Source organism: Listeria welshimeri serovar 6b str. SLCC5334, assembly GCF_000060285.1.
Lineage (GTDB): Bacteria > Bacillota > Bacilli > Lactobacillales > Listeriaceae > Listeria > Listeria welshimeri.
Map to the genome: position 1 here is coordinate 2,326,585 of NC_008555.1, position 24,374 is coordinate 2,350,958.

A 24,374-nucleotide genomic window follows, 5' to 3' on the forward strand; every position below is an offset into this window, starting at 1 on the left:
TTAAAATCCAAGAAAAACCAGATATACACTCGTATATCTGGTTTCCATTATTATTTCTTATCTTCAATTGCATCTGCAATTCGTTTTAACATTAACAATTCTTCTTCTGAGTATGTATATGGTAATTCTAAATACCATTTTTCTAGTTCAGGATTACCAATTAACGGAAAGGCGTTAACTGAATTTTTTTCACGTAGTCCAGCCACATCATCAAGCAAAAAATCTGTTGTAGTGCCAAGAATTTCTGCTAACTTAGCCAAAATAAAGATTGGCGGTCGGTGGTTATCATTTTCATATTTACTAATAGTCGATGCAGTTGTACCAATTTTTTCAGCCAATTGCTTTTGTGTTAACCTATTTTTCTTTCGTAAATGAATTAATTTTTCTCCAAATTCCATTACGCCCACCTCTCTTCTTTCTTATTATAGCAATTTTTGAGAAAGAATTCGAGAAAACGCAAAAAGAAATCGCCTTTTTTCATTCAAAAGACGATTTCCCAATTTTATACAGTTGGTTTTTTACGTAAAACGCCTATTAAAGCTGCGCTAATGAATGTTCCAACAATAATTGCAATAATATAGAACCACGGTTGAGATACTAAGAAGATAACGAAGACTCCACCATGAGGTGCCAATACTTTAATATTCAAGAACATAACAATTGCACCTGTGATAGCACTTCCGGCTATGAAACTTGGTATCATTCGCAGTGGATCAGCTGCCGCGAAAGGTATTGCACCTTCTGTAATAAAGGAAGCTCCAAGAATAGAGTTCGTTAATCCTGCATCACGTTCTTGTGTTGTAAATTTATTTCTAAAAATAAGAGTTGCTACAAATGTTGCTAAAGGTGGCACCATACCAGCAGCCATTGTTGCTGCCATAATCGCACTACCTCCTGTTGCTACACTTGCTGCGAGAGTCCCAGTTGCAAAGATATAAGCTGCTTTGTTAATTGGTCCACCCAGGTCAGCTGCCATCATTGCTCCTAAAAGAAGTCCTAGAATAACTGCATTTGTTCCACTTAAACTATTTAAGAAATCATTTAACCAAGTATTTAGCGCACTCATTGGTACGTTTAGTAACAACATTAAAAGTCCTACAATTAAGACTGATAAAACTGGATAGAATAAAACTACTTTGATACCGTCTAAAGTTTTTGGTAATTTTTTAAGTGCAAGTTTTACTAATTCTACTGCATAACCTGCAAGGAAACCACCAACTAATGCTCCAAGGAAACCTGCACCACCAACAGATGCTACTCCACCTGCTACAAAACCAGCTACAAGTCCGGGTCTATCCGATATACTGTAAGCAATATAACCAGCAAACACAGGAAGCATAAAGCCGAATGCAACATCACCGATTTGTTTTAATAAAGCTGGAATTTCGTTATATGAACCTAGTTTTGCAAGTTGATCTTGAGGAACACCCAACATTTGATCAAGCATGAATGCAATAGCAATTGCGATACCACCACCAATTACAAATGGTAACATATGCGAAACACCGCTCATTAGATGTTTATAAATCTGCTGACCAATAGAAAGTCCATCTGCGCTCTCAGTCGCTTGACTACCTTCTTCCGCTTTATAAACAGGTGCATTACCTGAAATTGCTTCATTAATTAATTCTTCTGGTTTATGAATTCCTGCTGCAACCGGTTTAGCAATTAAATGCTTTCCATCAAAACGAGGCATATCTACTTGTACATCTGCTGCAATAATAACACCATCTGCTTCTGCAATTTCTTTATCTGTTAAGCGATTCTCAACACCTCTTGAACCATTTGTTTCTACTTTGATTCGTACACCTAATTTATTTGCAGTTTCTTGTAATTTTTCTGCAGCCATATAAGTATGAGCAATACCTGTTGGACAAGCAGTAACTGCTACGACTGATTTACCAGTGTCGTTATTAGATGCTGGAGTCACTATCGTTTCTTCTGTATCTTCTTGTTCATTGTTAAATAGGCTTATTACTTCATCTGGAGTTTTAGCATCTTTCAAAGATTGAACGAATGCTGGATGAACTAATAATCTAGAAAGTGCTGCTAATGTTTCTAAGTGAGTTGCATTTGCGCCATCTGGAGCTGCAATCATAAAGAATAAATGAGCCGGCTGACCATCTAAAGAGTTATAGTCCAAACCATTTTCACTTTTTGCAAAAACTACTGTTGGTTCATTAACCGCTTTTGTTTTTGCATGTGGCATTGCAATACCTTCGCCTACCCCTGTGGAGCTTTGTGCTTCACGATTCATTATCGCTTCTTTAAAAAGCGACTCATCGTTAATCTTCCCATTGCTCTTTAGTGAAGCAATCATTTCATCAATAGCCGCTTCTTTGGTTGTAGCTTGTAAGGACATGATCATAACATCTTTGCTTAATAAATCCGTAATTCTCATTTTAGTGCCTCCCTGTTATTTTAGTTACCTTCACTTGCGGTAATAATTCATTAATTAAATCTTTTTCAGCTAAGTCCGTTGAAAACGCTGTTGCTCCACCAGTTGCAACTCCTGCTGCAAATGATTTAACTGGGTCATTCGTTTGGTCATAAGTTCCAACGAAACCAGCAATCATCGAGTCTCCTGCACCAACAGAATTTTTCAGCTCTCCTTTTAATGCATCAGCGAAATACACATCTTCTCCAGTAAATAGTAACGCACCGTCGCCAGCCATAGATACAATCACATGTTGAGCTCCTAATTCTAGGCATTTTTTTCCATATGGGATAAGATCTTCTATATTTTCTAGCTTAACTCCAAATAAATCTGCTAATTCATGGTGATTTGGTTTAATTAGTATTGGGCGATTTGGCAATGCATCTAAGAGTTCTTGTCCTGTTGTATCAATCATAAAGTCTGCTTGTTTTTCTTTACAGATTTGGATTATTCTATCATAAAAATCGTTTCCAAGAGAAGGTGGTACGCTTCCAGATAAAATAACAATATCTCCAGCAGTTACCTTATCCATCATTTGTAAAAATTCGGTCGTTTCTTCTTCAGAAATTGCTGGTCCTAAACCATTGATTTCCGTTTCTTCTCCATGTTTTAGCTTGATATTAATACGAGTATCATCTTTTACTGTTACAAAGCCCGTTTGTATGCCTTCATTCTTAAGCCAGTCTTTGATAAATCCACCAGTAAATCCGCCTAGAAAACCTGTAGCAAGACTTGGTACATTCAATTGATTTAACACACGGCTAACATTAATTCCTTTGCCACCAGGTAATTTATAATCTTGTTTCATACGATTAAGTTCGCCAAGATGTAATTGGTCGATTTGCACAATATAATCAATTGATGGGTTTAAAGTAATTGTATAAATCATTTTTCTACCTCAATTATTTTAGTTTTTTGGATAAAGGATTCTTTTATTTCTGAAGGTATATAGTCCGTCACAATAGTAGCCTCATTTATTGAAAACATTTTCGAAAAATTTACTTCATTGAATTTTGTATGATCCGCTACAACAAAAACACGATCAGCATGATCTTTTGCCGCACGTTTTACGAATGCTTCTTCCATATCTGGTGTTGTATAGCCATGTTCCGGATGCATGGCATTAGTCCCGATGAAAGCTTTATCAAAGTGGTAATTCTGAATGTTATCTAAGGCCACTGCACCAATAATTGCTTTTGTATGCACTTTCATTTTGCCACCTAAAAGATATGCATTAATGTTTTGACGAACTAGTTCTTCAATATGAGTTAGACCATTTGTAACTACAGTAATATTTCGATTTGCTAAGTGAGTAATTAATTCTAACGTGGTCGAACCAGCATCTAAATAGATACAATCATTTTCTTCCACTAGACTAGCGCAATATGCAGCAATTTCTTTTTTACTTTGAATGTTTTTGAATGATTTTTCATTCATACTTGGTTCTTGATTATGAGAAATAACAAGTTTTGCTCCACCGTGTACACGCTCGATTAATCCTTGTTCTTCTAATTCGATTAAATCACGCCGAATAGTTGACTCCGAGGTACCTAATCCTTCAACTAATTCTTGCAATTTAATTACACCAAGTTTCTCAATACTCTCCATAATATGCTGTTTTCTCTCTGCGTTTAACATTATTACTCCTCCATCCAAAGTTAGTTTATCATCTTTTTCTTTCAAAATCAAGCGTTTTCATTCAAAAGCATTCATTAATAATCAGATACATTCATATTATAACATTAAAACCATCATAATCTGTCATAAGCTTTCAAATAATTGTTTTCTTATACACTTTTTATTTTTAGCAGTATAATTAATTATAAGAAGGCAATTTATATAGGAGGAATGAACATGAGTGCAGAACTAACTTTAGACCAAGTAGAAATTTTTTCGAAAAAATGGCGTGAAAATCCAGATAAATTGGTGTTTCAAGCTAGTATTATGAAAAATGGAATTAAAGCAGCAACTGAAAATCCTATTTCAAAAGTGAACAATCAACCCATCTTTTCTCACGAAGTTAAAACAGAGAAAGTTTCTAACCAACAGCAAAGTGGTAGATGTTGGATGTTTGCAGCATTAAATACATTCCGTCATAAATTAAACGGAACACTTGGTTTAAAAGATTTTGAGTTATCTCAGAACTATACTAATTTTTGGGATAAATTAGAGAAAGCTAATTATTTTTTAGAGAATATTATTGAAACTGCGAATGAAGATGAAGATAGTCGATTAGTTTCGTGGTTACTTGATACACCACAACAAGATGGTGGTCAGTGGGATATGTTAGTTTCTATTATTGAAAAATACGGGGTTGTTCCAAAGTCAGCTATGCCGGAAACTTATCAAAGTAGCAAGTCTGCGGATTTGAATCACCTTTTAAATGAAAGGCTTCGCACAGATGCGGTTATTTTAAGAAAAGCTGTTCAAGAAAAGAAAGATACTGCCATGTTGAAAGAAGAAATGCTTGCCGAGGTTTATCAGCTCTTAGTTCTGACACTTGGTGAGCCGCCAAAAGTATTTGATTTTGAATATCGGAATAAAGATAATGAATTTAAACAAGATTTACAAATTACACCTAAAGATTTTTATGAACGTTATATTGACATGGATTTAAAAAATTATATTCCACTTATTAACGCACCGACTAAGGATAAACCCTTCAATCAAGCTTTTACAGTGGATTATTTAGGTAATATTGTAGATGGTACACCTATTAAATATTTGAATGTAGAAATGAATGTATTAAAAAAAGCCGCCGCAGATCAAATTAAAGAAGGTGAAACAGTTTGGTTTGGCTGTGACGTAGGGCAACTTTCAGAACGAACTAGCGGCATCATGGACACTGATATTTTCTTGTTAAATCAAGCATTTGGATTTAAATCTGCAATGACAAAAGCTGAGCGTCTTGATTATAAACATAGTATGCTTACCCACGCGATGGTTCTGACAGGAGTGAATGTGGCTAATGGTTCTGTAAATCGTTGGAAAGTCGAAAACAGTTGGGGAGAAAAAATCGGTAATAATGGCTATTTTGTTGCTAGCGACACTTGGATGGATGAGTACACATTCCAGGTAGTTGTGCATAAAAAACATTTATCTAAAGACTTGATTGAAGCTTTTAATCAAAAACCAATCGCTTTAAAACCATGGGATCCTATGGGGTCATTAGCTCTTTAAATTGTAAATTCTGAAATGATTTTTATCCCATTCATTTGAAAAAGAGCTGCTGCTACGCCGGTACCATCTTTTATTTTCCCAGAGAAGGTACCGTCGTAAATAGCACAGCTTCCACAAGATGGGCTTTTTTCCTTCATAATTATTTGAGTAATACCGAGTTCTTTTAATTTAGCTAAAGTTAGACTCGCTCCGTATTTGTATTCTTCTGTTACATCTATTCCTTGGTTATCAATCACTTTTGCGCGGTTTAACCAGACGTCATCACCGTCTCCACCTACTATTTCTGCTGGGTTTCTCGGCGTAAGTAAGCCTCCAATTACTTCTGGACAAAAAGGAATGGCTTCTCCGTTTTCAACCATTTGTTTTATTTTGGTAATTTCTTTATCTTTTCCATCATATCTGCAAGCAATTCCAGCTAAACAAGCGCTTACTGCAATCATTTAAAATTCCCCTTTATTTTTAAGTTAATTTTAACATAAAAAAGCTGCTACCATTTATAGGCAACAGCTCTGTAATTATTAAATATTTTGATATGCTACGGCAATTTGTGTGCCGATTAACGCATTATGTTTTACAAGTTCGATATTTGCTTCTAGGCTCTTACCATCTGTTAGTTCTTTTACTTTTCCAAGAAGGAATGGTGTAACGTCTTTTCCATGGATATGATTTTCTTCTGCTTCTTTAAGTGCTGTTTGAATAACATCATTAATTACTTTTTCATCCATAGCGAATTCTTCTGGAATTGGGTTTGTAATTACTGCGCCACCTTCAATTTGAAGGTCCCATTTTGCTTTAAGAGATTCAGCGATAACTTCTGGAGCGTCTGCACGTAATGTTAATTCTACATCACTTGAACGCGTGTAAAATGCTGGAAGTACGTCTGTTTGATAACCAATTACTGGAACGCCTTTTGTTTCTAAATATTCCATTGTTAAGTTTAAGTCTAGGATTGATTTAGCTCCAGCACAAACGACAGCGACATTTGTTTTCGCTAATTCTTCTAAATCAGCTGAAACATCCATTGTAGTTTCGGCACCACGGTGAACACCGCCAATTCCACCAGTTACGAAGATACCAATTTCTGCTAATTCGGCACAAATCATGGTTGCCGCTACTGTTGTTGCTCCAAGTTGTTTCGTTGCAATAAGATAGCCGATATCACGACGAGAAACTTTTGCTACATTACTGCTTTTAGCAAACAGTTCTAGCTCTTCATCAGAAAGACCAATCTTAATTTTTCCATCGATTAAAGCGATTGTTGCTGGTACAGCTCCGTTATCACGAATAATTTGTTCTACATCACGCGCCATTTCCACATTTTGCGGATAAGGCATACCGTGGGAGATAATAGTAGATTCTAAAGCAACAATAGCTTTTCCTTCTGCTTTTGCTTGTTTTACTTCTTCGGATAATGATAGATAATTTTTCATTTGAATTCCTCCAGATCTTTTTGTAGTTGGGATGTTGATAAATTTTGGCGAACGGTGTATTCAGATTCGAGTGTCCGCGCAGCATTTACGCTACCCGCTTTTAAAATTTCTTGTAAAGCTTTTCCTTCTAACCATGCATAGATAACCGCAGAACAAAACGCGTCTCCTGCTCCTGTCACATCTACAATATTTTCAATGACAATAGCTGGTTCAAAAATAATGCCTTCCGTCTTGTTTGCTGCAACTGCGCCCTTACTACCATTTGTAACAATAACGTTTTTCACGCCTAAATCCAGCCATTTTTGTGTTGCTAAGCGCCAGTCTTCGTCGTTTTTGATAGTCAGTCCTAGATGCGTTTCTGATTCATCACGGTTGCATATCAGCCAAGTCACATGATCAAGTCGCTCTGGCAAATGAGACATTTTAGGCGATGAAACAGGAACTAGAACTAGTGGGATGGTATTAATTTCAGCAAAATTGCCAAGATAGTCTAATGTTTCTTTTGGACAGTTTAAATCAGCTATGATTGCGCTCGCTTGACTCAGCAAACCTTCATTTTTTGCAAGTACATCTGGAGTTAAGTGGTCGTATGCATCCATGTCCGCTAATGCAACAAGTAAATCTCCATTGTTTTCAAGTACTGCTGTATATGAACCGGTTGCGATGCTTGGAAATGCAGTGACATAATCCAAGTTCATATATGTATTGCTGGCATTTTTGACAGCTTCCCAATCAGAGTCTGTTCCACAAGCAGTGAGTAATATAACTTCTTTTCCAAGACGTCCTAGGTTTTCACCAACGTTCCTAGCAACTCCTCCAGCACTTTGTGTTGATCGCACTGGATTTGATGTAGCGAGTTGAGCCTTGTCTTTAATATAAAACTTTCGATCAACGTTCGCTCCACCTATACAAACGATTTGTTTTGCTTCATTTAAAATATAGGCTTTTCCTAAAATACGACCTTTTTTGATGAGGCCGGAAATAAGATTCGCTACTGTTGGTCTGGATAAATCAAGAATATCAGCAAGTTCTTGTTGAGAAATGTAAGGATTTTTACGGATGGAATTGAAAATTATCTCTTCCTTTTCGTTCATTTTCGCTTTATTATTTTCCACGATATAATGCACCTCCATTCCAAACTTTTGTTTTAATTTCAAACACATGTTTATTATATATGTAAATGCTTTCTTTTGCAAACTAAAAAACGAAAATCTGCTTCTTTTAGGAAGAAATTTTCGTTTCGAATTATTTATTTTGAAGAATAGCTAACTCCGTTTCGGTTAAAGGCCTATATTCGCCGAGCTCAAGTGATTCATCTAATTGTAATTGCCCCATCGAAATTCGTTTCAAATAGCTAACTGTTTTCCCTCGAGCAGCGAACATTCTTTTTACTTGATGGAATTTGCCTTCTTGGATAGTTACCTTTATTTCATTTGGATTAATAATTTCTAAGCGTGCTGGTTTGCAGATATAGCCATCGTCGAGTACGATTCCTTCTGCAAAAGCTTTAACATCCTCTAGCAAAACCTCTCCATCGATTTTAGCATAGTAAGTTTTATCGATATGCTTTTTAGGAGAAAGCAAATTGTGAGCGAGTGTACCGTCGTTGGTTATAATAAGCAATCCTTCTGTGTCTTTATCTAAACGACCAACCGGAAATGGATTAGTGAGTGTATCTTCTTGAGCAAGCAAATCAATAACAGTTTCTGACACATTATCTTCTGTTGCACTTACGACGTTTTGAGGTTTATGAAGCATAAAATAAACGAATTCTTGGTAAACAACTGGTGTTCCGTGGACAGTTATTTCATCTTTATCTGGATTCACTTGCATTTTACTATCTTTTTGAATAGTTCCATTTACGACAACTGCTCCAGATTTAAGCAGTGGTTTCACTTCTTTTCGACTCCCGAAACCTGTATGAGACAATAATTTATCTAAGCGCATTGTTTAGCTCCTTTTTTCTTTTATTGTAACAAAAAAACGAAGCTTCCTCAAAGTCGTCTATTTTTTTGTGAATTTTAAAACGTTTTCACTATGCTGTCAAAATTAATAGATGAATTTTCTCATGAATAATATCTCGAAAATGTGCATGTTTCTTTTTGTTAGGGTTATAAATTAAGATTCAGTGTATCACAATTTAACTTCAAACGAATTTCTCATTAACAAAAAAAGCTAGACTAAAAAATTAGCCTAGCTATTTCTTATTTAACTTGCGCTGTCATCCATGTTAATAATCGAGTATCGTTGTACGCTTTTTCCCATGATGCATGTGGGCTTGGTGCTACTAAACCTGCTGGATAGATTGTCATTTGAACTTTTGTACCACCAGCATCTTGAATAGCTTTTACCGCTGATTTTGTTCCTTCTACACTATTTACTTGGTCATCTTCTGCTTGATACGCCCAAATTGGAACATTTTTAATTTTAGCTGCATCAGCTGGTTTTGCTTTTAAATAACGAGATGTTCCTGTTACTGTGAATTCAGCATCTTTGTCATACATATAACCTGCAATTGGGGCTGCCGCTGCAAAGAAATCCGGATTTTCAGTTAGCATTTTCCAAGCGCCTGTTGCACCATTGGAAACACCAGTTAAATAAATACGAGACGAGTCAATATCTTTGTTTTCTTTGATTACTTGATCAATTAATTTTTTAACGGTTTGTGTTTTTCCTTCTGTAAACCAACCATTACGTGCTTCGTCCCATTCAACTTGTGGCGCTAAAACATAGCTTGGAGTTGTTGATTGGAATGTTGCAGCTGCAAATGTAGCCGGTCCATCCGTACCTAATAGCTGTAATTCATTATCATTACCGCGCTCCCCTGAACCATGCAAGTAAATAATAAGTGGCTTTTTATCTTTACTTGCTTTCGGTGAATACATCCGGTATGGCATTTTAGTTGATCCATCCACAAATTCATTCGCTTTGAATGTATCTAAAGTTGGGCTAACAACATTTTCTACTTTTAGTGCCGTTGTTTTATTAAAATCCTTGTCTCCTACTTTAATGTCACTATTTTGTTTCACTGTATATTTTACATTTGCACGTTCATTAATAAATTTCTCAATATTAAAGTTAAGTGTGCTAGCATTATCATCGGTTGGATTTAGTTCAACTACAACATAATTTCCTTTTGCTGCTGGAGTTCCAACTGTTGCTTCTTTACTTGTATAAACTGCTTTAATTCCTCTACTTTTATCTCCTGCGAATACAGAAAAGTCAGCATTGCTTAGTTCTTTACCAGTGACAGCACCTTTATAATCAATAATAATTGCGGAACCAACCTCACCTTTGTCTATTACTTGCGTGACTAAAGTGGTATTTTTACTTGTTATTTTTTCTCCACTATCAGAATTCGAACAACCAACTGCAAAAACAGCCAAAATCATTAATAACAAACTAAACGATAATTTTTTCTTCATACATCATTCTCCTTTTTTATAAATAGAAATAAATTCAAAAGAGCGCTCAATTAAATTTACTTCATGAAAAAAAGGCAAAACCATTGTATAGCAAAATAAATTCGCTATCCATTGGTTTTGCCTGCCGAACAGTAACAATCCAGTCTCGAGTCTATCCTTAGTATATCACCTTACGAAAACGTTTACAACGATTTTTAGAATTTTCTGTTTTCACTGTGAAATAATTCAAATAATATTGGTTAATTAGTATGTTTTTTTACACAAATAAAAAAGAAGAGGATTTCTCCACTTCTTTCTTACCACTCTAATCGAAAGCTTGATTCAATAGCTAACAAGTTATCTCGATAGACTTTCATTTCTTTTCGAGTAATTTCTCCCTTTTCAAAGTAACGTTGAATAGTTTCCCGTTCGATTTGAGAAGCTAAATCAACAGCTGTTTGAAATGCCTCGCTATCTTTCTCTTTCTTATTTTCCTTATTAAAAAGTGTCCGCTCAAAATTCATCAAATAAAGCGAAATAATCTCCGGGTTAAATTTACTAGTGTCTAATTCTTGTAATTTTTGAACTACAAATTGGTTATTTTCATTTTGTAATTTAGCACGTTCTTTTCTTCGCTCCTCAAAAGAAAGAGGTACTATTCGAAAATCACGAATACGATGATTTAATAACTGACGGTACCTCATTCTTGCTCGATACTTGTCTGCCCTAGTTTGGATATAAAGACGTTTTCCAAGACGCATCATTAATGAAAATCCAACACTAGTATCGATTTTACGTTCAAACACTAATTTTCTTGTATTTTCGAGTTGCCATTCTTGAATTAAACGCCTAAGTTCTTTTTCTGTGGCACTCACTTCTTTATGCTCCATCAAAGAAAAAATTCGATCATTATACATATTTAAGACGATATTCATTTCTGCTAAATTCTCGTCTGTTTTGTACGCTTGCAGCTGTCTCACAATATCTCGAAGTAATGCGATATCTGTAGTATGATCTGCCGCAACTACCTCTTTTTTTTCGGCAAAAAGTGGTAATGTAAAATTGGCTAAAAGAAGTGTCGTAATAATGACTCCCGCAGCAATAAAAATTAGTAAGTCCCGCTCAGGAAAAGCATTCCCGTTTCCAAGCACAAATGGCAAGGAAAGCGCACTGACTAAAGTGATTGTACCTCGAACACCAGCCACTGTGTAAAGAAAGGTATTTTTTAATCTACTCACTAAATCAACTTTTGGATTTTCTTCATAGTTACGGAAAAATAAAATCCATAAGAAGCGAAGGCCTAATAACAAGCAAGTAATTCCTAGAATATAAACGAATAACATACTTCTATGTATACTCGAGTCCTGCCAAATAGCAGTCATAATTTGCGGCAACTGGGTTCCGAGCAATACAAACACTAATCCGTTTAAACTAAAAATAATGACAGACCAGGTGTTCTTTGAAAGCAAGTTCAATTGGGCAATTTCAGGATTCATTCGCTTATAACTAAATGAATGCACCATTCCCCCACTTACAACTGCTAAAATACCATTTACACCAATTTTTTCTGCTACCATAAAAATTAAAAATGGCAGTAAAATTTCCATTAACATAAAAGAAGTCATATTTTCTATTCCTAGCTGACGTAAACCACGCATTAACATGATTTTAAGTAAACTAAGTACTGCTCCAAGCACAATCCCTCCTAGTGAAAGCAGTAAAAAACTGGTTCCCGCTGTCATAAAGGAAAAGGTCCCTGTTACTAGCGCTAGAACAGCAAATTGAAATGAAACTAAACCAGAAGCATCATTAATAAGCGATTCTCCTTCTAAAATATGCATAATTTTATGTGGTACTCTTACTTTTTCAGCCAGTGCTCCAACCGCGACCGCATCTGTTGGTGCTAATGCTGCTGCAAGTGCAAATGCAGCAGCAAAAGGAATCGCCGGAATTAAGTAATGAATAAAAGCACCTAAAATCCCGACTGTGACAAACACTAGCCCAATGGATAATGACAAAATTGCTTTTCGATTTTTCCATAAAGATTTTTTGTCCGTACTTGCCCCATCATTAAAAAGAATCGGAGCCATAAATAGTAATAAAAACAGTTCCGGATTTAAATCCATTGTATGATCCCCAAGCGGAATTGCTAAAATAATCCCTAATAATACTTGTATTAAAGGCACAGCAATACTTGGCAAAAATCGACTTAACACATTAGATAAAAAAACTGCACTTAACATTAATAAAATCAGTTCAAAAATCTCCATTAATACATCCCTCGTTCCCGTCTCCCTGCCATACTACTGATCTCCTTTTAGTTTGGCATTTCTTCCGTTTTCATACTAACAAAAAAACTTTTTGGAAACATCCGTCTCTGTATGGAGTTTTCCGCGTATATCTACTTTTTCTGATAAACTATTTGTTCATTTACAACTGTCATCATGACATTAATATCGTGAAGTTCTGCTTGTTTTATTTGAAAAGGATCTTCTGCCAAAATCGTAAAATCGGCAACATATCCTGGAGCAATTTGTCCACGTGTTGTCGTTTTATAGCTCGCAAATGCCGCGCCTTTTGTATAAAGTTCTATTGCCTCAAACAAAGTAAGTGCCTGTTCAGGCCAGTATTTCACGCCGTCCAAATCGGCATTCGCCGTTCTAGTAACAGCGGCATGGATTCCCCAAAATGGATTCGGCACTTCAATTGGTGCATCACTTCCTCCTGCTATAGGAAAACCAGCTTGTAAAAGGGATTTCCAAGCGAATGCTAGTGGCGGATGTTTGTCACCAAGCACTTCGATAGCCCACGGAAGATCACTAGCCATAAACTGTGGCTGTATATCAAATAACACCGGTAATCCTGCCGCTTCTGCTATTAATTTTTCTGTAAGCCAAGGTGTGTGAATGAGTCTATCGTATTGCCCTTCTTTAGGCGGATTTGCTCTCAAAGTTCGAATCACATTAGCAAAAGCTTGGTCGCCTAAGATGTGAATCGCTACTGGTAATCCTGCTTTTCTTGCTGATTTAACGAGTTCTTCAAATGTTTCATCAGAATGGATTTGCAGTCCTTTTTCAGCTGGATTATCGGCATATCCCGCACTCATTAGCGCTGTGCGTGACCCAACAGTTCCATCATAGAAAATTTTCATAGCACCTAATTCTAAAAATGCATCTCCACTCATAAATTTTTCTTTGGAGGCTGAAAAAGCAGCTAGTTCTGCATGATGAATGAGCAAATGCGCCCGAAAAGGCAATTCTTTCGCACCTACAGTATTTCGAAAAGCAGCTAGCGTTGATTCAAATCCTGTAAAATAATGTAAATCTTCCGAGTGCGCCCCAGTTATCCCTTTTGCCCATAAATCAGTTATTGCAATTTTTAACCATTCCATTAATTCAGAAGGTTTCGCTGCTGGGAATGCTTCTATGGCTAGTGTGGTGGCGTTATCTTTTAATACTCCCGTAAAATCTCCAGCTTTATCACGAACAATTTCACCGCCTCCGTCAAAAGCACTCTCTGAGAAGTCTTCAATCTGTATTTGTAATGCAGAATTAATCGACACACTATGATAATCAATACGTCTAACTAAAATAGGATTCGTTTTACTAATATTATCCAAATCAACTAAAGAAATAAATGTTTGTTCATCTGACCATTTATTCTCATCATAACCTTCAACAAATAACCATGCATCACGTGCAAGTTGTTTTGTCCGTTCAGCAATAAGTGTTAGAGCCTCTTTTTTAGTTTTCGTTTGGTTTAAATTAAGTCGTTCTAGCGCTTGCCCGTACCAAAGTAAATGAATATGCGCATCAACAAAACCAGGAAAAACAATTTTTCCATCTAAATCAATGGTTTCTTCCAGTCTATCTGCATATTGTTTTTGCAAATCCGCTACGTCACCAACCGCATGAATATGACCATTTTCAGTGATTACGGCAGAAACTTGTGCCCCTTCTGCTGTCATTTGATAAAATGTACCGTTTTTCCATAATTTCATTTTCTATTCCCCCTGATTGATGGAAATTTTCAATGCAGCTTTTTCTTGTTGATCCTTTTTTTGAAGAATCTGTTGTAGCGTGATGCTAATTAATGCACATCCTAGTAAAATAAATGCGCCAATGAATAATGCTTTAATACCGCCAAGATTTTGCACAACTATAGCACCAACAAACGGTGCGAGCATTCGAGCTGCTGTGGCCATACCATTCACAAGTCCTTGATACAAACCAGCCGCTCCTTTTGGTGCGAGTTGATAAGCTATTGTTGGTATAGCTGGCCAAGCAAACATTTCTCCAAGCGTTAAGAAAATCATTCCAAGCACAAAACCGCTGTACAATGTTGCATTCATAGCAACCACAAAAGATAAAATAAATAAGAAGATACCAATATAAATTTGTGCTAATAAGTATTTTTTAAATCTATTTACAACCGGTATAAGCACTAATTGCCCAAGTACAATCAGCGCGCCATTTAAACTCCATAAGTTACCGTATTCGCTGGATGTTACACCTTTTATCTCCGTCATATAGGTAGATAGATTGGACTGCCACTGTACATGCGGTAATTGACAAAGCAAGTAAGTGAGCAACAATAGAATAAAAGAACATAATGCCAGCTTGGTCGGAAACTCTCTTTTGGTTCCTTTTTTACGATGTTTCGTCTCTACACGAACATTTTCTGATTTCCAGTCAATTTTATGGAAAAAGAAGAAAAAATAAGCTGCAAAGGCAATTGCAAATACAAATGAACCAATATACACATGACTCATCCCCTGTTTTGCCAAAAGTCCTGCAAGCAAAGGACCAACTGCAACACCAATATTTTGCGCCACATAAATCGCATTAAATCCAGTTCTTCCGCCAGTCGGATGTGTTAACCCTGCCGCTGCGTATAGACCTGAAAAGACCATTCCCATGGCGATTCCAACTGCCCATAAGTTCCAAATAAAGAACGGAAATCCGTGAAAAAAACAAAGTGATGCTGTTGAAAGAACCAATATTATTGTACCTATTGTAAGTGAAATAAAACCAGAAAATCGGTCGAAAATAAGTCCACCGATAATACTAGAAATAATTCCTACTCCGGAATTAATAAGTAATACTAATGAAGCATCCGTTGTTGACATTCCTAACTCTTGCGTCATATAAATCATATTGAAAGGCCAAATAAACGAGAGCCCTGTATAAAGTAACACCATTCCAATAATAACAATCCATAAATCTTTTGGTAACCATTTCGTCATTTCCTACACTTTCCCTTCATTAAACTCGCCTTTTTTAGGTTATCACAACCATGCTCATTCGAAAAGGAAAATTTCATCAAAAAAACCACCTAGCAAAAAAATTTGCTGGTGGTCATAAGGGACTGGCAATAATTCCCTATCATGGTTACTTACAAGTGTACTATGAATTTAAATATTTGTCTGTGATAAAACAAAGATTTCTCAAAGATTTTTTTTGATTAGTAAATCGTATTCTCTGTGTCTTAAATAGTTGTGGAATCGAGGGATGTCTATTTCTAAGTAATGGCCTAATTCATAAAGAATCCTATGTGCCTTCAGTTCATCTAATTGTGCTTTCCAAAGATTTTTTGGAAATACTTGAGTTACTTCTTGTCTTACAAAATCTTGTGCTATTTTCCAAGATTTAGAGTGTAATCTCACTGGCATTTTTTTTACAAACCATTCCATACAATCATTCGTATGTTGGTTTAAAAAGTTCATTTCTATTTCTATTAAATCTTCTATTTTTACTTTACCCATTGTATTTAAGTTATCTGCTACATATGTTAAAGGGATTTTCCATGCTACTGTTTTACAAAGAGGTTGAATTTTTGTTTTATCTCGTGTAAATCCTAAAATAGTTCCTTTTCCCCAGAAACTGTTTCTTTCTGCATACTGGGTCACATTACCTTCATCGATGGCATATACATAGTCACTATTTTCTGGACAATCAATGATATCATTTTCTTCCCAGTAAACTAGTTCCGCAACTTCTTGAAACTTTGGATTACTAGTTAAAGCAAATATCAATTCTATAGTAAACATTCCCTCCATTTTCCCGCCTCCTCAAAATCATTGCGAACTGCAACTTCTTTTATCATAATAAAAAAGAAGCAAGAAAAGCGTTCTTAAAGAACATTCTTCACGCTTCTTTTGTCTATTTTGTGACAAAATCGCCTTTATTGCGTTTCTAACGTTAATTTATTTACATTTATTCTTAAAAACGCATGTTTTTTAACGTTTTGTTCTATTTTCCCCTTTTCTAATAACCCACCATAGGGAAAGACAGGTGAAACCTTGCAGTATAAAAAATAATCCAAGAATAATACCAATCGCAATTGCTACTAATGTATTTGTGAATAATGAAATAATCGCGATTATTAATCCTAAAATCCCCATTAAAAGAAGTAGTGTCCAACCCGGAAAACCTTTTACCGCAAAAGCAGTTAAAATACGTAATATGGCCGATGCCAATATCCAAATAGCAAATATAATAATGAAGAGACGTTCTGCCATGTTTGATTCAAAAATCGCAAATCCGCCCACTAAAATGGATAGAATCCCATCCAGCATAATCCACTTAGAAATACTCCAATATTTACTTTCTCCAAAGTAAGAGATTACCTCATTAAGACCATTTAATACTAGAATAATCCCAATAAAAATAGTTAAGGCTTGCAGAGAAGTGCTTGGATTAAACATTAAATAAATGCCTAGTCCAATCATTGCTATCCCTAAAACCAACACAAAATAAGTATATAATTTCCTCATATTTCCGCCCCCTTATTAATGGTTAGTAAGTAAAGACCCTGCCGCTTCATCAATAATAAAAACGACATTTGGATGGTTACGTAAAATAGAAGCTGGGCAACTTTCATCAATTGGTCCTTCTAGTAGTCCCTTAACCGCTTCCGCCTTGCGTTCACCAGAAGCTGTTACTAAGATTTGTTTTGCATCCATCATATCAGCAAGTCCGAGTGTAAGCATTTGAGATGGCGCCTCATCTTCTGTTAAGTTGTTATACATAATTGTGCTTTTTATGGTAGATTCATCACTGTCCGCTAAAAACAAACGTGCATCAAATGGTGTTCCTGGTTCATTTGCCCCGAGATGTCCATTGACACCTAATCCCAAAATTTGCAAATCGCGCTCATTTTCTTCCAAAATTTGCTTATAACGCGCAATTTCCTCAGTAAAATCAGCTAGGCTACCATCTAATAATTCTACTCTTTTTGGCATTTTCGTTATTAAATCATAAAATTTTTGGTGCATATATGTGTAGACGGTAAATGAAGCATCACGTTTAGCCACATACTCATCTAAATTCATTAAAAATACTTTTTCTATTGGAATTTCTAAAGCATTAATTCCTTTTACAAGGCCAGCAAACATTCCATCAAAACTTGCACCTGTTGTTGTATTAATTACTGGATGTTCATTTTGATTAATTACTTGTTTAACGACTTCTAGCGCTTCTTGAGACATTTCTTCGTATGTTTTTGTTCTAATTAATTTCATGAAAATTTCTCCCCTTTAACTTTAATATTTAAAGCAAACCATGTTTTTCAAAACTTGCATATAAACCATCTTCATCAACTGACGCCGTTACTTCATTAGCAAGTAGTTTTAATGCTTCTTTTGCATTGCCCATAGCTATTCCTGTTTCACAGTAAGTCAGCATCTCCGCATCATTCATTCCATCACCAATACCAATTGTATCTTTTTTATTTCTACCAATATGTTTAAGCAATAGTTCGATGGCAGTAGCTTTATGAATATTTGGGACCATTAATTCTCCACTATCATCACCAAAAATCGGAACAGTACAATGCATAACTTCAAATTTGCCACTAAATTCATTTTTTATTTCTTCAAATGGGACTGCTTTATTTTCTAAGAAACATGCCTTATTAACATCTGTACGATAAAGATTTGTTTCCCCGTAAGTTAAGCTTTCCATAAAAGGATGTGGATTGTTGACTTTTTTCTCGCGTGCAATTGGATCATTTTCCACATCACCATATATTAATTTATCCAAATGAGCTTCAAGATTTTGGCTAGCAAATAATCCACCATTTGATTCTAAATAAAAATCTAATTGTTTTTCATTGAAGAAATCAACCATATGTACGACATCTTCATCCGCAACTTTTTTATGGTAAATGATTTTTTCATCTACTTCGACATATCCGCCACCTGCTCCAATAATCCCATCAAATCCAATCGATAAAATAGATTCATATAGTTCTGGTTTGGAACGACCTGTACATAAATACACTTGATGCCCATTATCTCTAGCTTTAGTGATTGCTGTTCTTGCTGAATCTGGAACAAGTCCATCATCATTCACGAGTGTACCATCAACATCTACAAATATAACTTTTTTCGTCATGCAATACCTCTTTTCGTATGTTATTAGTTCAATTATAGCATTTCTTTGAAAGGAAGGCGCCCCATTTCTATACAAAAAAACAAGATTTCCATTTTCAGGAAATCTTGTTTTGAATTAATTGTTTAGTTTTCTAAAGCCATTAATTTTTGATTGTCGTCAAGTGCTGATTCATGCGCATCATGACGTTTTTTCAAGTGGCTCATGGATAAGTAAAGTAAGCCAACACATGCAATCATGATAATGGTAAGAACGAGCATTGACATACTATATACATTTGGTCCCATACCTGCTGCCAGCGACTCTCTAAAGGCATAAATCGAGTATGTCATTGGTAGGAACGGATGGATTAAGTTGAAGAACCATCCTGTAAGCGGCATTGGGAATGTTCCACCTGATCCGGCTAGTTGAACAATAAGTAATACCATAGCAATGAATCGACCTGGATTATCAAATGTCATTGCAAGAAGCATGATGAGGAACATATATGCAAGGGCCGTAATAATTGCTGTTCCAAAGAATTCAACAATATTATCTGGTCTTAGTCCTAACGCTATCATAATGCCACCTTCAAGAAGTGCCATTGCTACAGCCGCAACAAAACCAAGAGATAGTTTACTTAACCACCATTTATAGGCTGGTTGGCCTTCCATGGAAACACGTCTAATTGGCATAATAAAGTTAAATACAAGTGCGCCAACATATAATGCAAGTGATAATACATATGGTGCTAACGCGTGACCATAGTTACTTACGTGTGTGTATTCATTATGTGCGAGTTTTGTTGGTGCAGCAATCATATTGAATGTTTTATCTGTTGCTTTTGTATCTTTTACTTGTTGTGCTCCGTCTGCAAGTTTATCGGTTAATTCTGTGCTACCGTCTGTTAATTTAGTAAGTCCATCACCTAATTGGAAGGAACCGTTTGCTAGTTTAGAAGAACCATCAGCAATTTGAGAAGATCCGTCTGCTAGTTGTCCTACACCTGAAACTAGTTTTGGTGAGTTGGCTGATAACTGGTTTAAACCGCCTGCTAATTGGCTTGAACCTGCTTGCAGTTGATTGACACCACCAGCAAGTGTTGGAACTTTGGCAGCTAATTGATTTGTTCCACCTTGTAGTTGTGTTGCTCCTGAACGTAATGCAGTTGAATTGCTAGCAAGTTTATTACCACCAGCATTTAACTGACTTAATCCATTTTCCATATCCGAACTACCAGCAGCTAGTTGACCTACACCAGAAGTTAAAGTTGGAATTTGGTTATTAAGTTCATTTGTTCCAGCAACTAATTTCGCATTGCCGGCTTGTGCTGATTTTAGTCCAGCAGTTAGTTGGTTCGCACCGCCAAGTAAAGTTTGAGAGCTTGAACCATTGATTGCTTGGTGAATACTGTTAAACGCTTCGTTTGTTCCACTATTAACTGTTTTGTAACCAGCAGAAATTTTTGAAACACCCGTTTGTAATTCTTTTACTTGTGACTGGATGGCTGCTAAATCGAGACCTGATAAACCGCTTTGTAGTTGTTCTACTGTCGCTACTTGAGTGGCAGATTTTTGTGTTTCTTTATCTAAATCAGCTTGGATAGCATTAATAATTTTTTGTTTATCTTCTGTACTCACACCATCCGTTGCATTAATTTTCGTTTTAATTGCTTCAGCATCGAAATTGGCATTAGATTTAATAAATGTTAAACCATTTTGCAAATCAGTTAAACTTTTTTGAAGTGCTGTAAGTTGTTTTAGAAGGGCTGCATCTTCTCCATTTACGCTTTGATTTAATTGATCAATACCTTGTTGCAAGTCATTCATACCTTGTTTTAATTGAGCAATTTTACCTTGTTTGTCAGTTAAATTTCCGTCTAATTCTTTTAGTCCAGCTGAAAGTTTGTTACTGCCGTCAACTAATGAATTTAAGCCTGTTGCAAGACTTTTTTGACCATTGTTTAGTTGTGTCACCCCAGATGCTAGAGCTGGTACACTGCCATTCATTTTATTCAAGCCATCAGATAATGCAGTGGAGCCATTGTAAGCTTGATTAATTCCACCTGCTAGTGTATCAACGCCTGCTGTATAAGTGTTAACGCCGCTTGATAGTTTTGTTGCTCCGCCATCAAGAGCTGCCACACCATCTTTTAGTGGTCCTACCCCGGCAGCAAGTGTCGAAACACCAGCATTTAGTTTATCTCCACCAGTGGCCGCAGTGTTTACGCCATCTGTGTAAGTTTTTAAACCAACTTCTAAAGTATTAGCGCCATCTTTGAAAGTTAAAGAGCTATCTGCGAGCGTTTTTAAATTAGTAGAAATGGTTTTATTACCATCTTGTGATTTTTCTAGACCATCTTTAATTTTTCCAGAGCCATCAGCTGCTTGAGCAAACCCATCACCAGACTCTTTGATTTTATCAAATATTGCTTCTGCGTATGATTTCGTTACCTCAGCGGAAACTTCACTTTTTAATTGTTTAGCTCCTTGTTCACTCACAACTTGACCTAAATAATTAAGCGAGCCGTTTGTTTTATAGGTTAATTCCATTTTTTTCGGATCTTTATCTAAAACGGATGCTGCATTTTTAGAGAAATCTTTTGGAATCGTGACAATCATATAATATTTGCCATCTTTTAAACCTTTTTCAGCATCTTCTTTGGAAAGAAAATTCCAATCAAGTTCTTTATTACTTTTCAGCTTTGTAACTAACTGATCGCCAACATCCATTGTTTGACCGTTATAATCAACTGATTTGTCATTGTTAACTACCGCTACTGGTAAATCCCCTGTTTTGCCGTACGGGTCCCAGACGGATTTTAAGAAAAAGCTTGCATATAAAAGTGGAATAAACAGAATAACTACAAATGACAAAAGTAGTATTTTGTTTTTAAATAATTTTTTCCACTCATTTTTTACCATATCCATTTTATTACCGCACTTCTTTCTTTTAAAGATTTATTACGCTTCGTTCCAATCTATGATAGTGGTTCTTTCTTTCCCAATAACTTGCTCTACTAAAACAGATAATTTTTGTGAGTATAAATAATTAGCGTATTCTTTATCGGCGTTTCTAAAAGCACTTGTAATGGTGTGAATTCCGGACTCTGCAAATTCATGATAGTCAGAAAAAACAGTGTGGATTAAGTCTGAATCTGGGTATGTATCAATTTTCCCTTCCACTGCTTCTACGATGTCTAGCAAATTAATTTCTTCCGGGTCTTTAGCGAGCGTGAAACCACCATTATTGCCGGAAACTGAATTAATCAGCCCACTAACAACTAGTTTCCTCAGAATTTTACTAATATAAGACGAGGACGAATCACGCAAACGGTGATGAATAGTTACGGAAGAAATGGGAACATCTACCTTCTGGGTGTATAACATCGTCATAATACAAAAAACCTGATCCATACTTTTGCTCAACTTCATAATAAAATCCTCCCTCTCCCCATTATTACCTTTCAATATCCTTAATGGACATTCAACATCTATATACAATACACCCATTTTTTTTAAAGCGCAAGTGTTTTTTACTAAAAATGGAAAATTTTTTATAAATGGAGTTCTTATGAAATGCAATCCCAACAAATTCACCATTTTAACATGTATATTAATGCATCTTACTTATCCACCGGCTACTTATAAACTAATAAAAAAGCATTGTTAGCGGAGGTTCCTTTAAAGAACTCCCGCTAACAATGCTTTCGTCGAATTTTTTTTAATTTTCTTTCTTAATCGAAATCATAAATATATACTGCTACACCTTTAACCGTAAGTGTTTTTCTAATAATAGGTTCAATAAGCTCCCACTTTCCACCAGCTAAACCACATCCGATTCTTGGCATATGAATACTTGCTTGCTGCTCTTTCGCAATTTCAGCTAATTTTTCTAAACAGCTTTCTACTGCTTCATATCGAATGGGTGCACCTTTTGAACCTGTTTTCGTTCCTTTTTGGCCAATCATATTACAAACACTAATATAATTCAACACTGGAACCAATTGGACTTCTCCCAGTTTAAAATTATTTTTGTCCCTGTACCATTTTCTATATTCTTTTTCTGGCTGTTTCCATTTTCTGGAAATAGCTAAAACAAAACCTTTTCCCCAACCACCTGCATCATTACAAATATGCGCAATAATTTTATTCCCTTTAGCAATTGGATTTGTAGCATCACCTTTTAAATAAATAATTTGTGTCATTTTCTCACCTCCAAAAAACCACTGAAAGTTTATCATTATTAAGTTTAACTTCGTATCTTTTTTCCCAATTATCATACTTCTTTCTAGCTATTTCAACATGTTCTTTATCAGAATAATATTTATTCATTTTTAGTCAATCCCTTTCAATAATTGACTAAGTTCATCTGAATTACCCGAAATCACAGATCTATCAAAGTTTTTTTCATCTTCTTTATTAAGGTTAAAAAGTACCACTAATTTATCATTCTTATTTACAACTATTTTCCCATTAATCCCACCCATTGGATTCTGTTCAATACTCTCATAGTCAATCTTATAATTTTGAATCACGCCCTCAGACGTCAACGCTTTCGAGTCGAGATTCTTTAAACCTTCTTCAAACACTTTTTTCGCTTCTTCACTCTTTACAACCTCAATCATCTCTTCTTGCCTTACTTTTGCTTCTTGTTGTTTATCCATATAAACTTTGCTTCCAATGAGTAGCACTGTAATTAAAATAGCTAAACCTATGAGCAAACATCTTTTTTTATCTCCCACTTACTACCCAACTCACCTATTACTTTTTTAGTATGTTCAATGTTACCCTAAAACTTTTTTTCATGTATAATTAATCATAATATAATCGCCCATTCTCTAAGGAATTGAAAGGCTTATAATATTAGTTCGAATGATTAGTTTTGGGGATTTATACCTTGTTTAAACAATCCGTTACTTTTTGAATTGATTTCTTTGCTTGATTCACCCATTGTCCTTTTGCAGAAGAAGAAAAACTGCTTTTATATGAAGTGCTTATACTTTTTAGTTCCGCTAAACTCCGCTTCTTATTATCTCTTGTAAGTTTTTTTCTATTTTGAGAGGTAGCATAACTTGAACTAGCCACCAATGAACGAATCAATTGTTTTTCCAAATTTTTTTGTTGCTCAACTAATTCTGCTTTTGCACTATCAAGAAGGTTATCAACACCCTCCATAATGTTATCCATTGTCGTATCCACCCTTCTTCTTTAATAATCGTTCCTCTTCTTCATAATATCTTATTTTCCTACTATATAACATTTGATTTTCATTTAAACGATCTTCTAACTTATTCTTTATGTTTTTTGTTAACTGAAGGGACTCTTCCTCAGCATGTTCTATTAAGGTATAAATTTTTCTCTTGTCTATTTGATTCTCTTCATAATGAGCCGAGGTTACATTCATCCTCTCAAAAATACTCTCTAAATAAAAGTGAAACCTCTTCTGTTCATCTGAAAGTTCATCTAATTTCTCTTCTATTTGTAAACGGTTCTTTCGATAAGTTTCATCTATTTGTATTAGTTTTCGTTGGATTTCTCTCTTCATATTT

At 35.5% G+C, this 24,374-nt stretch carries 23 protein-coding genes; 1 reads left to right on the forward strand and 22 read right to left on the reverse strand.

Features of this window, described 5'->3' with window-relative positions; all coding sequences use genetic code 11:
• Nucleotides 1-50 precede the first annotated feature (50 nt).
• From LWE_RS11630 to LWE_RS11645, 4 genes are all read right to left on the reverse strand, one after another.
• Nucleotides 51-398, reverse strand: a complete 348-nt coding sequence (locus LWE_RS11630) for a helix-turn-helix domain-containing protein (RefSeq protein WP_011703034.1) — start codon at nucleotides 396-398, stop codon at nucleotides 51-53.
• Nucleotides 399-502: 104 nt separating this feature from the next.
• Nucleotides 503-2,401: a PTS fructose transporter subunit IIABC gene (locus tag LWE_RS11635; RefSeq protein WP_011703035.1), complete on the reverse strand. Its 1,899-nt coding sequence runs from the start codon at nucleotides 2,399-2,401 to the stop codon at nucleotides 503-505.
• Nucleotide 2,402: 1 nt separating this feature from the next.
• Nucleotides 2,403-3,326, reverse strand: a complete 924-nt coding sequence (gene pfkB, locus LWE_RS11640) for a 1-phosphofructokinase (RefSeq protein WP_011703036.1) — start codon at nucleotides 3,324-3,326, stop codon at nucleotides 2,403-2,405.
• Nucleotides 3,323-4,075, reverse strand: coding sequence for a DeoR/GlpR family DNA-binding transcription regulator (locus LWE_RS11645; protein WP_011703037.1), 753 nt, complete (start codon nucleotides 4,073-4,075; stop codon nucleotides 3,323-3,325). Before LWE_RS11645 ends, pfkB begins: the two co-directional genes overlap by 4 nt.
• 216 nt (nucleotides 4,076-4,291) lie before the next feature.
• On the opposite strand from LWE_RS11645, the gene pepC reads away from it, so the two are divergent.
• Nucleotides 4,292-5,617 carry an aminopeptidase C gene (gene pepC, locus LWE_RS11650; RefSeq protein WP_011703038.1) on the forward strand — a complete coding sequence of 442 codons (1,326 nt, stop codon included), beginning with the start codon at nucleotides 4,292-4,294 and terminating at the stop codon, nucleotides 5,615-5,617.
• Here the strand turns inward: pepC and LWE_RS11655 are convergent.
• From LWE_RS11655 to LWE_RS11740, 18 genes are all read right to left on the reverse strand, one after another.
• A complete protein-coding gene (locus LWE_RS11655) occupies nucleotides 5,614-6,057 on the reverse strand; it encodes a 2-thiouracil desulfurase family protein (RefSeq protein ID WP_011703039.1) in 444 nt (147 codons plus the stop codon). The genes pepC and LWE_RS11655 overlap by 4 nt on opposite strands.
• Before the next feature lie 78 nt (nucleotides 6,058-6,135).
• Nucleotides 6,136-7,047, reverse strand: a complete 912-nt coding sequence (locus LWE_RS11660; protein ID WP_003727733.1) for a pseudouridine-5'-phosphate glycosidase — start codon at nucleotides 7,045-7,047, stop codon at nucleotides 6,136-6,138.
• Complete coding sequence (locus tag LWE_RS11665; protein WP_011703040.1) at nucleotides 7,044-8,162, reverse strand: carbohydrate kinase; 1,119 nt, start codon at nucleotides 8,160-8,162, stop codon at nucleotides 7,044-7,046. The genes LWE_RS11660 and LWE_RS11665 overlap by 4 nt, the downstream gene beginning before the upstream one ends.
• A gap of 130 nt (nucleotides 8,163-8,292) precedes the next feature.
• Nucleotides 8,293-8,994, reverse strand: a complete 702-nt coding sequence (locus LWE_RS11670; protein ID WP_011703041.1) for a pseudouridine synthase — start codon at nucleotides 8,992-8,994, stop codon at nucleotides 8,293-8,295.
• Nucleotides 8,995-9,251: 257 nt separating this feature from the next.
• Entirely contained in the window at nucleotides 9,252-10,472 is a 1,221-nt protein-coding gene (locus LWE_RS11675; protein WP_011703042.1) for a prolyl oligopeptidase family serine peptidase, read from the reverse strand.
• 296 nt (nucleotides 10,473-10,768) lie between these two features.
• Nucleotides 10,769-12,721: a Na+/H+ antiporter gene (locus LWE_RS11680; protein WP_011703043.1), complete on the reverse strand. Its 1,953-nt coding sequence runs from the start codon at nucleotides 12,719-12,721 to the stop codon at nucleotides 10,769-10,771.
• A 131-nt stretch (nucleotides 12,722-12,852) separates the two neighbouring features.
• Nucleotides 12,853-14,451: an amidohydrolase gene (locus tag LWE_RS11685; RefSeq protein WP_011703044.1), complete on the reverse strand. Its 1,599-nt coding sequence runs from the start codon at nucleotides 14,449-14,451 to the stop codon at nucleotides 12,853-12,855.
• 3 nt (nucleotides 14,452-14,454) lie between these two features.
• Nucleotides 14,455-15,696 (reverse strand): MDR family MFS transporter, encoded by a 1,242-nt coding sequence (locus tag LWE_RS11690; RefSeq protein ID WP_011703045.1) that lies wholly within the window; start codon nucleotides 15,694-15,696, stop codon nucleotides 14,455-14,457.
• A gap of 201 nt (nucleotides 15,697-15,897) precedes the next feature.
• The gene (locus LWE_RS11695) at nucleotides 15,898-16,509 is read right to left on the reverse strand and encodes a hypothetical protein (protein ID WP_011703046.1); all 612 of its coding nucleotides are present in this window, start codon (nucleotides 16,507-16,509) and stop codon (nucleotides 15,898-15,900) included.
• 180 nt (nucleotides 16,510-16,689) lie between these two features.
• The gene (locus LWE_RS11700) at nucleotides 16,690-17,226 is read right to left on the reverse strand and encodes an HdeD family acid-resistance protein (RefSeq protein ID WP_011703047.1); all 537 of its coding nucleotides are present in this window, start codon (nucleotides 17,224-17,226) and stop codon (nucleotides 16,690-16,692) included.
• A gap of 15 nt (nucleotides 17,227-17,241) precedes the next feature.
• Nucleotides 17,242-17,973 (reverse strand): glucosamine-6-phosphate deaminase, encoded by a 732-nt coding sequence (locus LWE_RS11705; protein ID WP_011703048.1) that lies wholly within the window; start codon nucleotides 17,971-17,973, stop codon nucleotides 17,242-17,244.
• Between the two features lie 28 nt (nucleotides 17,974-18,001).
• Complete coding sequence (locus LWE_RS11710; protein WP_011703049.1) at nucleotides 18,002-18,847, reverse strand: Cof-type HAD-IIB family hydrolase; 846 nt, start codon at nucleotides 18,845-18,847, stop codon at nucleotides 18,002-18,004.
• Nucleotides 18,848-18,969: 122 nt separating this feature from the next.
• Complete coding sequence (locus tag LWE_RS11715) at nucleotides 18,970-21,753, reverse strand: YhgE/Pip family protein (protein ID WP_011703050.1); 2,784 nt, start codon at nucleotides 21,751-21,753, stop codon at nucleotides 18,970-18,972.
• A 33-nt stretch (nucleotides 21,754-21,786) separates the two neighbouring features.
• Nucleotides 21,787-22,257, reverse strand: a complete 471-nt coding sequence (locus LWE_RS11720; protein WP_011703051.1) for an Rrf2 family transcriptional regulator — start codon at nucleotides 22,255-22,257, stop codon at nucleotides 21,787-21,789.
• A gap of 302 nt (nucleotides 22,258-22,559) precedes the next feature.
• Nucleotides 22,560-23,030, reverse strand: coding sequence for a macro domain-containing protein (locus LWE_RS11725; RefSeq protein WP_011703052.1), 471 nt, complete (start codon nucleotides 23,028-23,030; stop codon nucleotides 22,560-22,562).
• Nucleotides 23,031-23,159: 129 nt separating this feature from the next.
• Nucleotides 23,160-23,567, reverse strand: a complete 408-nt coding sequence (locus LWE_RS11730; RefSeq protein WP_011703053.1) for a DUF1310 family protein — start codon at nucleotides 23,565-23,567, stop codon at nucleotides 23,160-23,162.
• A 148-nt stretch (nucleotides 23,568-23,715) separates the two neighbouring features.
• Nucleotides 23,716-24,012: a hypothetical protein gene (locus LWE_RS11735; protein WP_049789868.1), complete on the reverse strand. Its 297-nt coding sequence runs from the start codon at nucleotides 24,010-24,012 to the stop codon at nucleotides 23,716-23,718.
• A complete protein-coding gene (locus tag LWE_RS11740; protein ID WP_011703055.1) occupies nucleotides 24,005-24,370 on the reverse strand; it encodes a hypothetical protein in 366 nt (121 codons plus the stop codon). Before LWE_RS11740 ends, LWE_RS11735 begins: the two co-directional genes overlap by 8 nt.
• Nucleotides 24,371-24,374 lie beyond the last annotated feature (4 nt).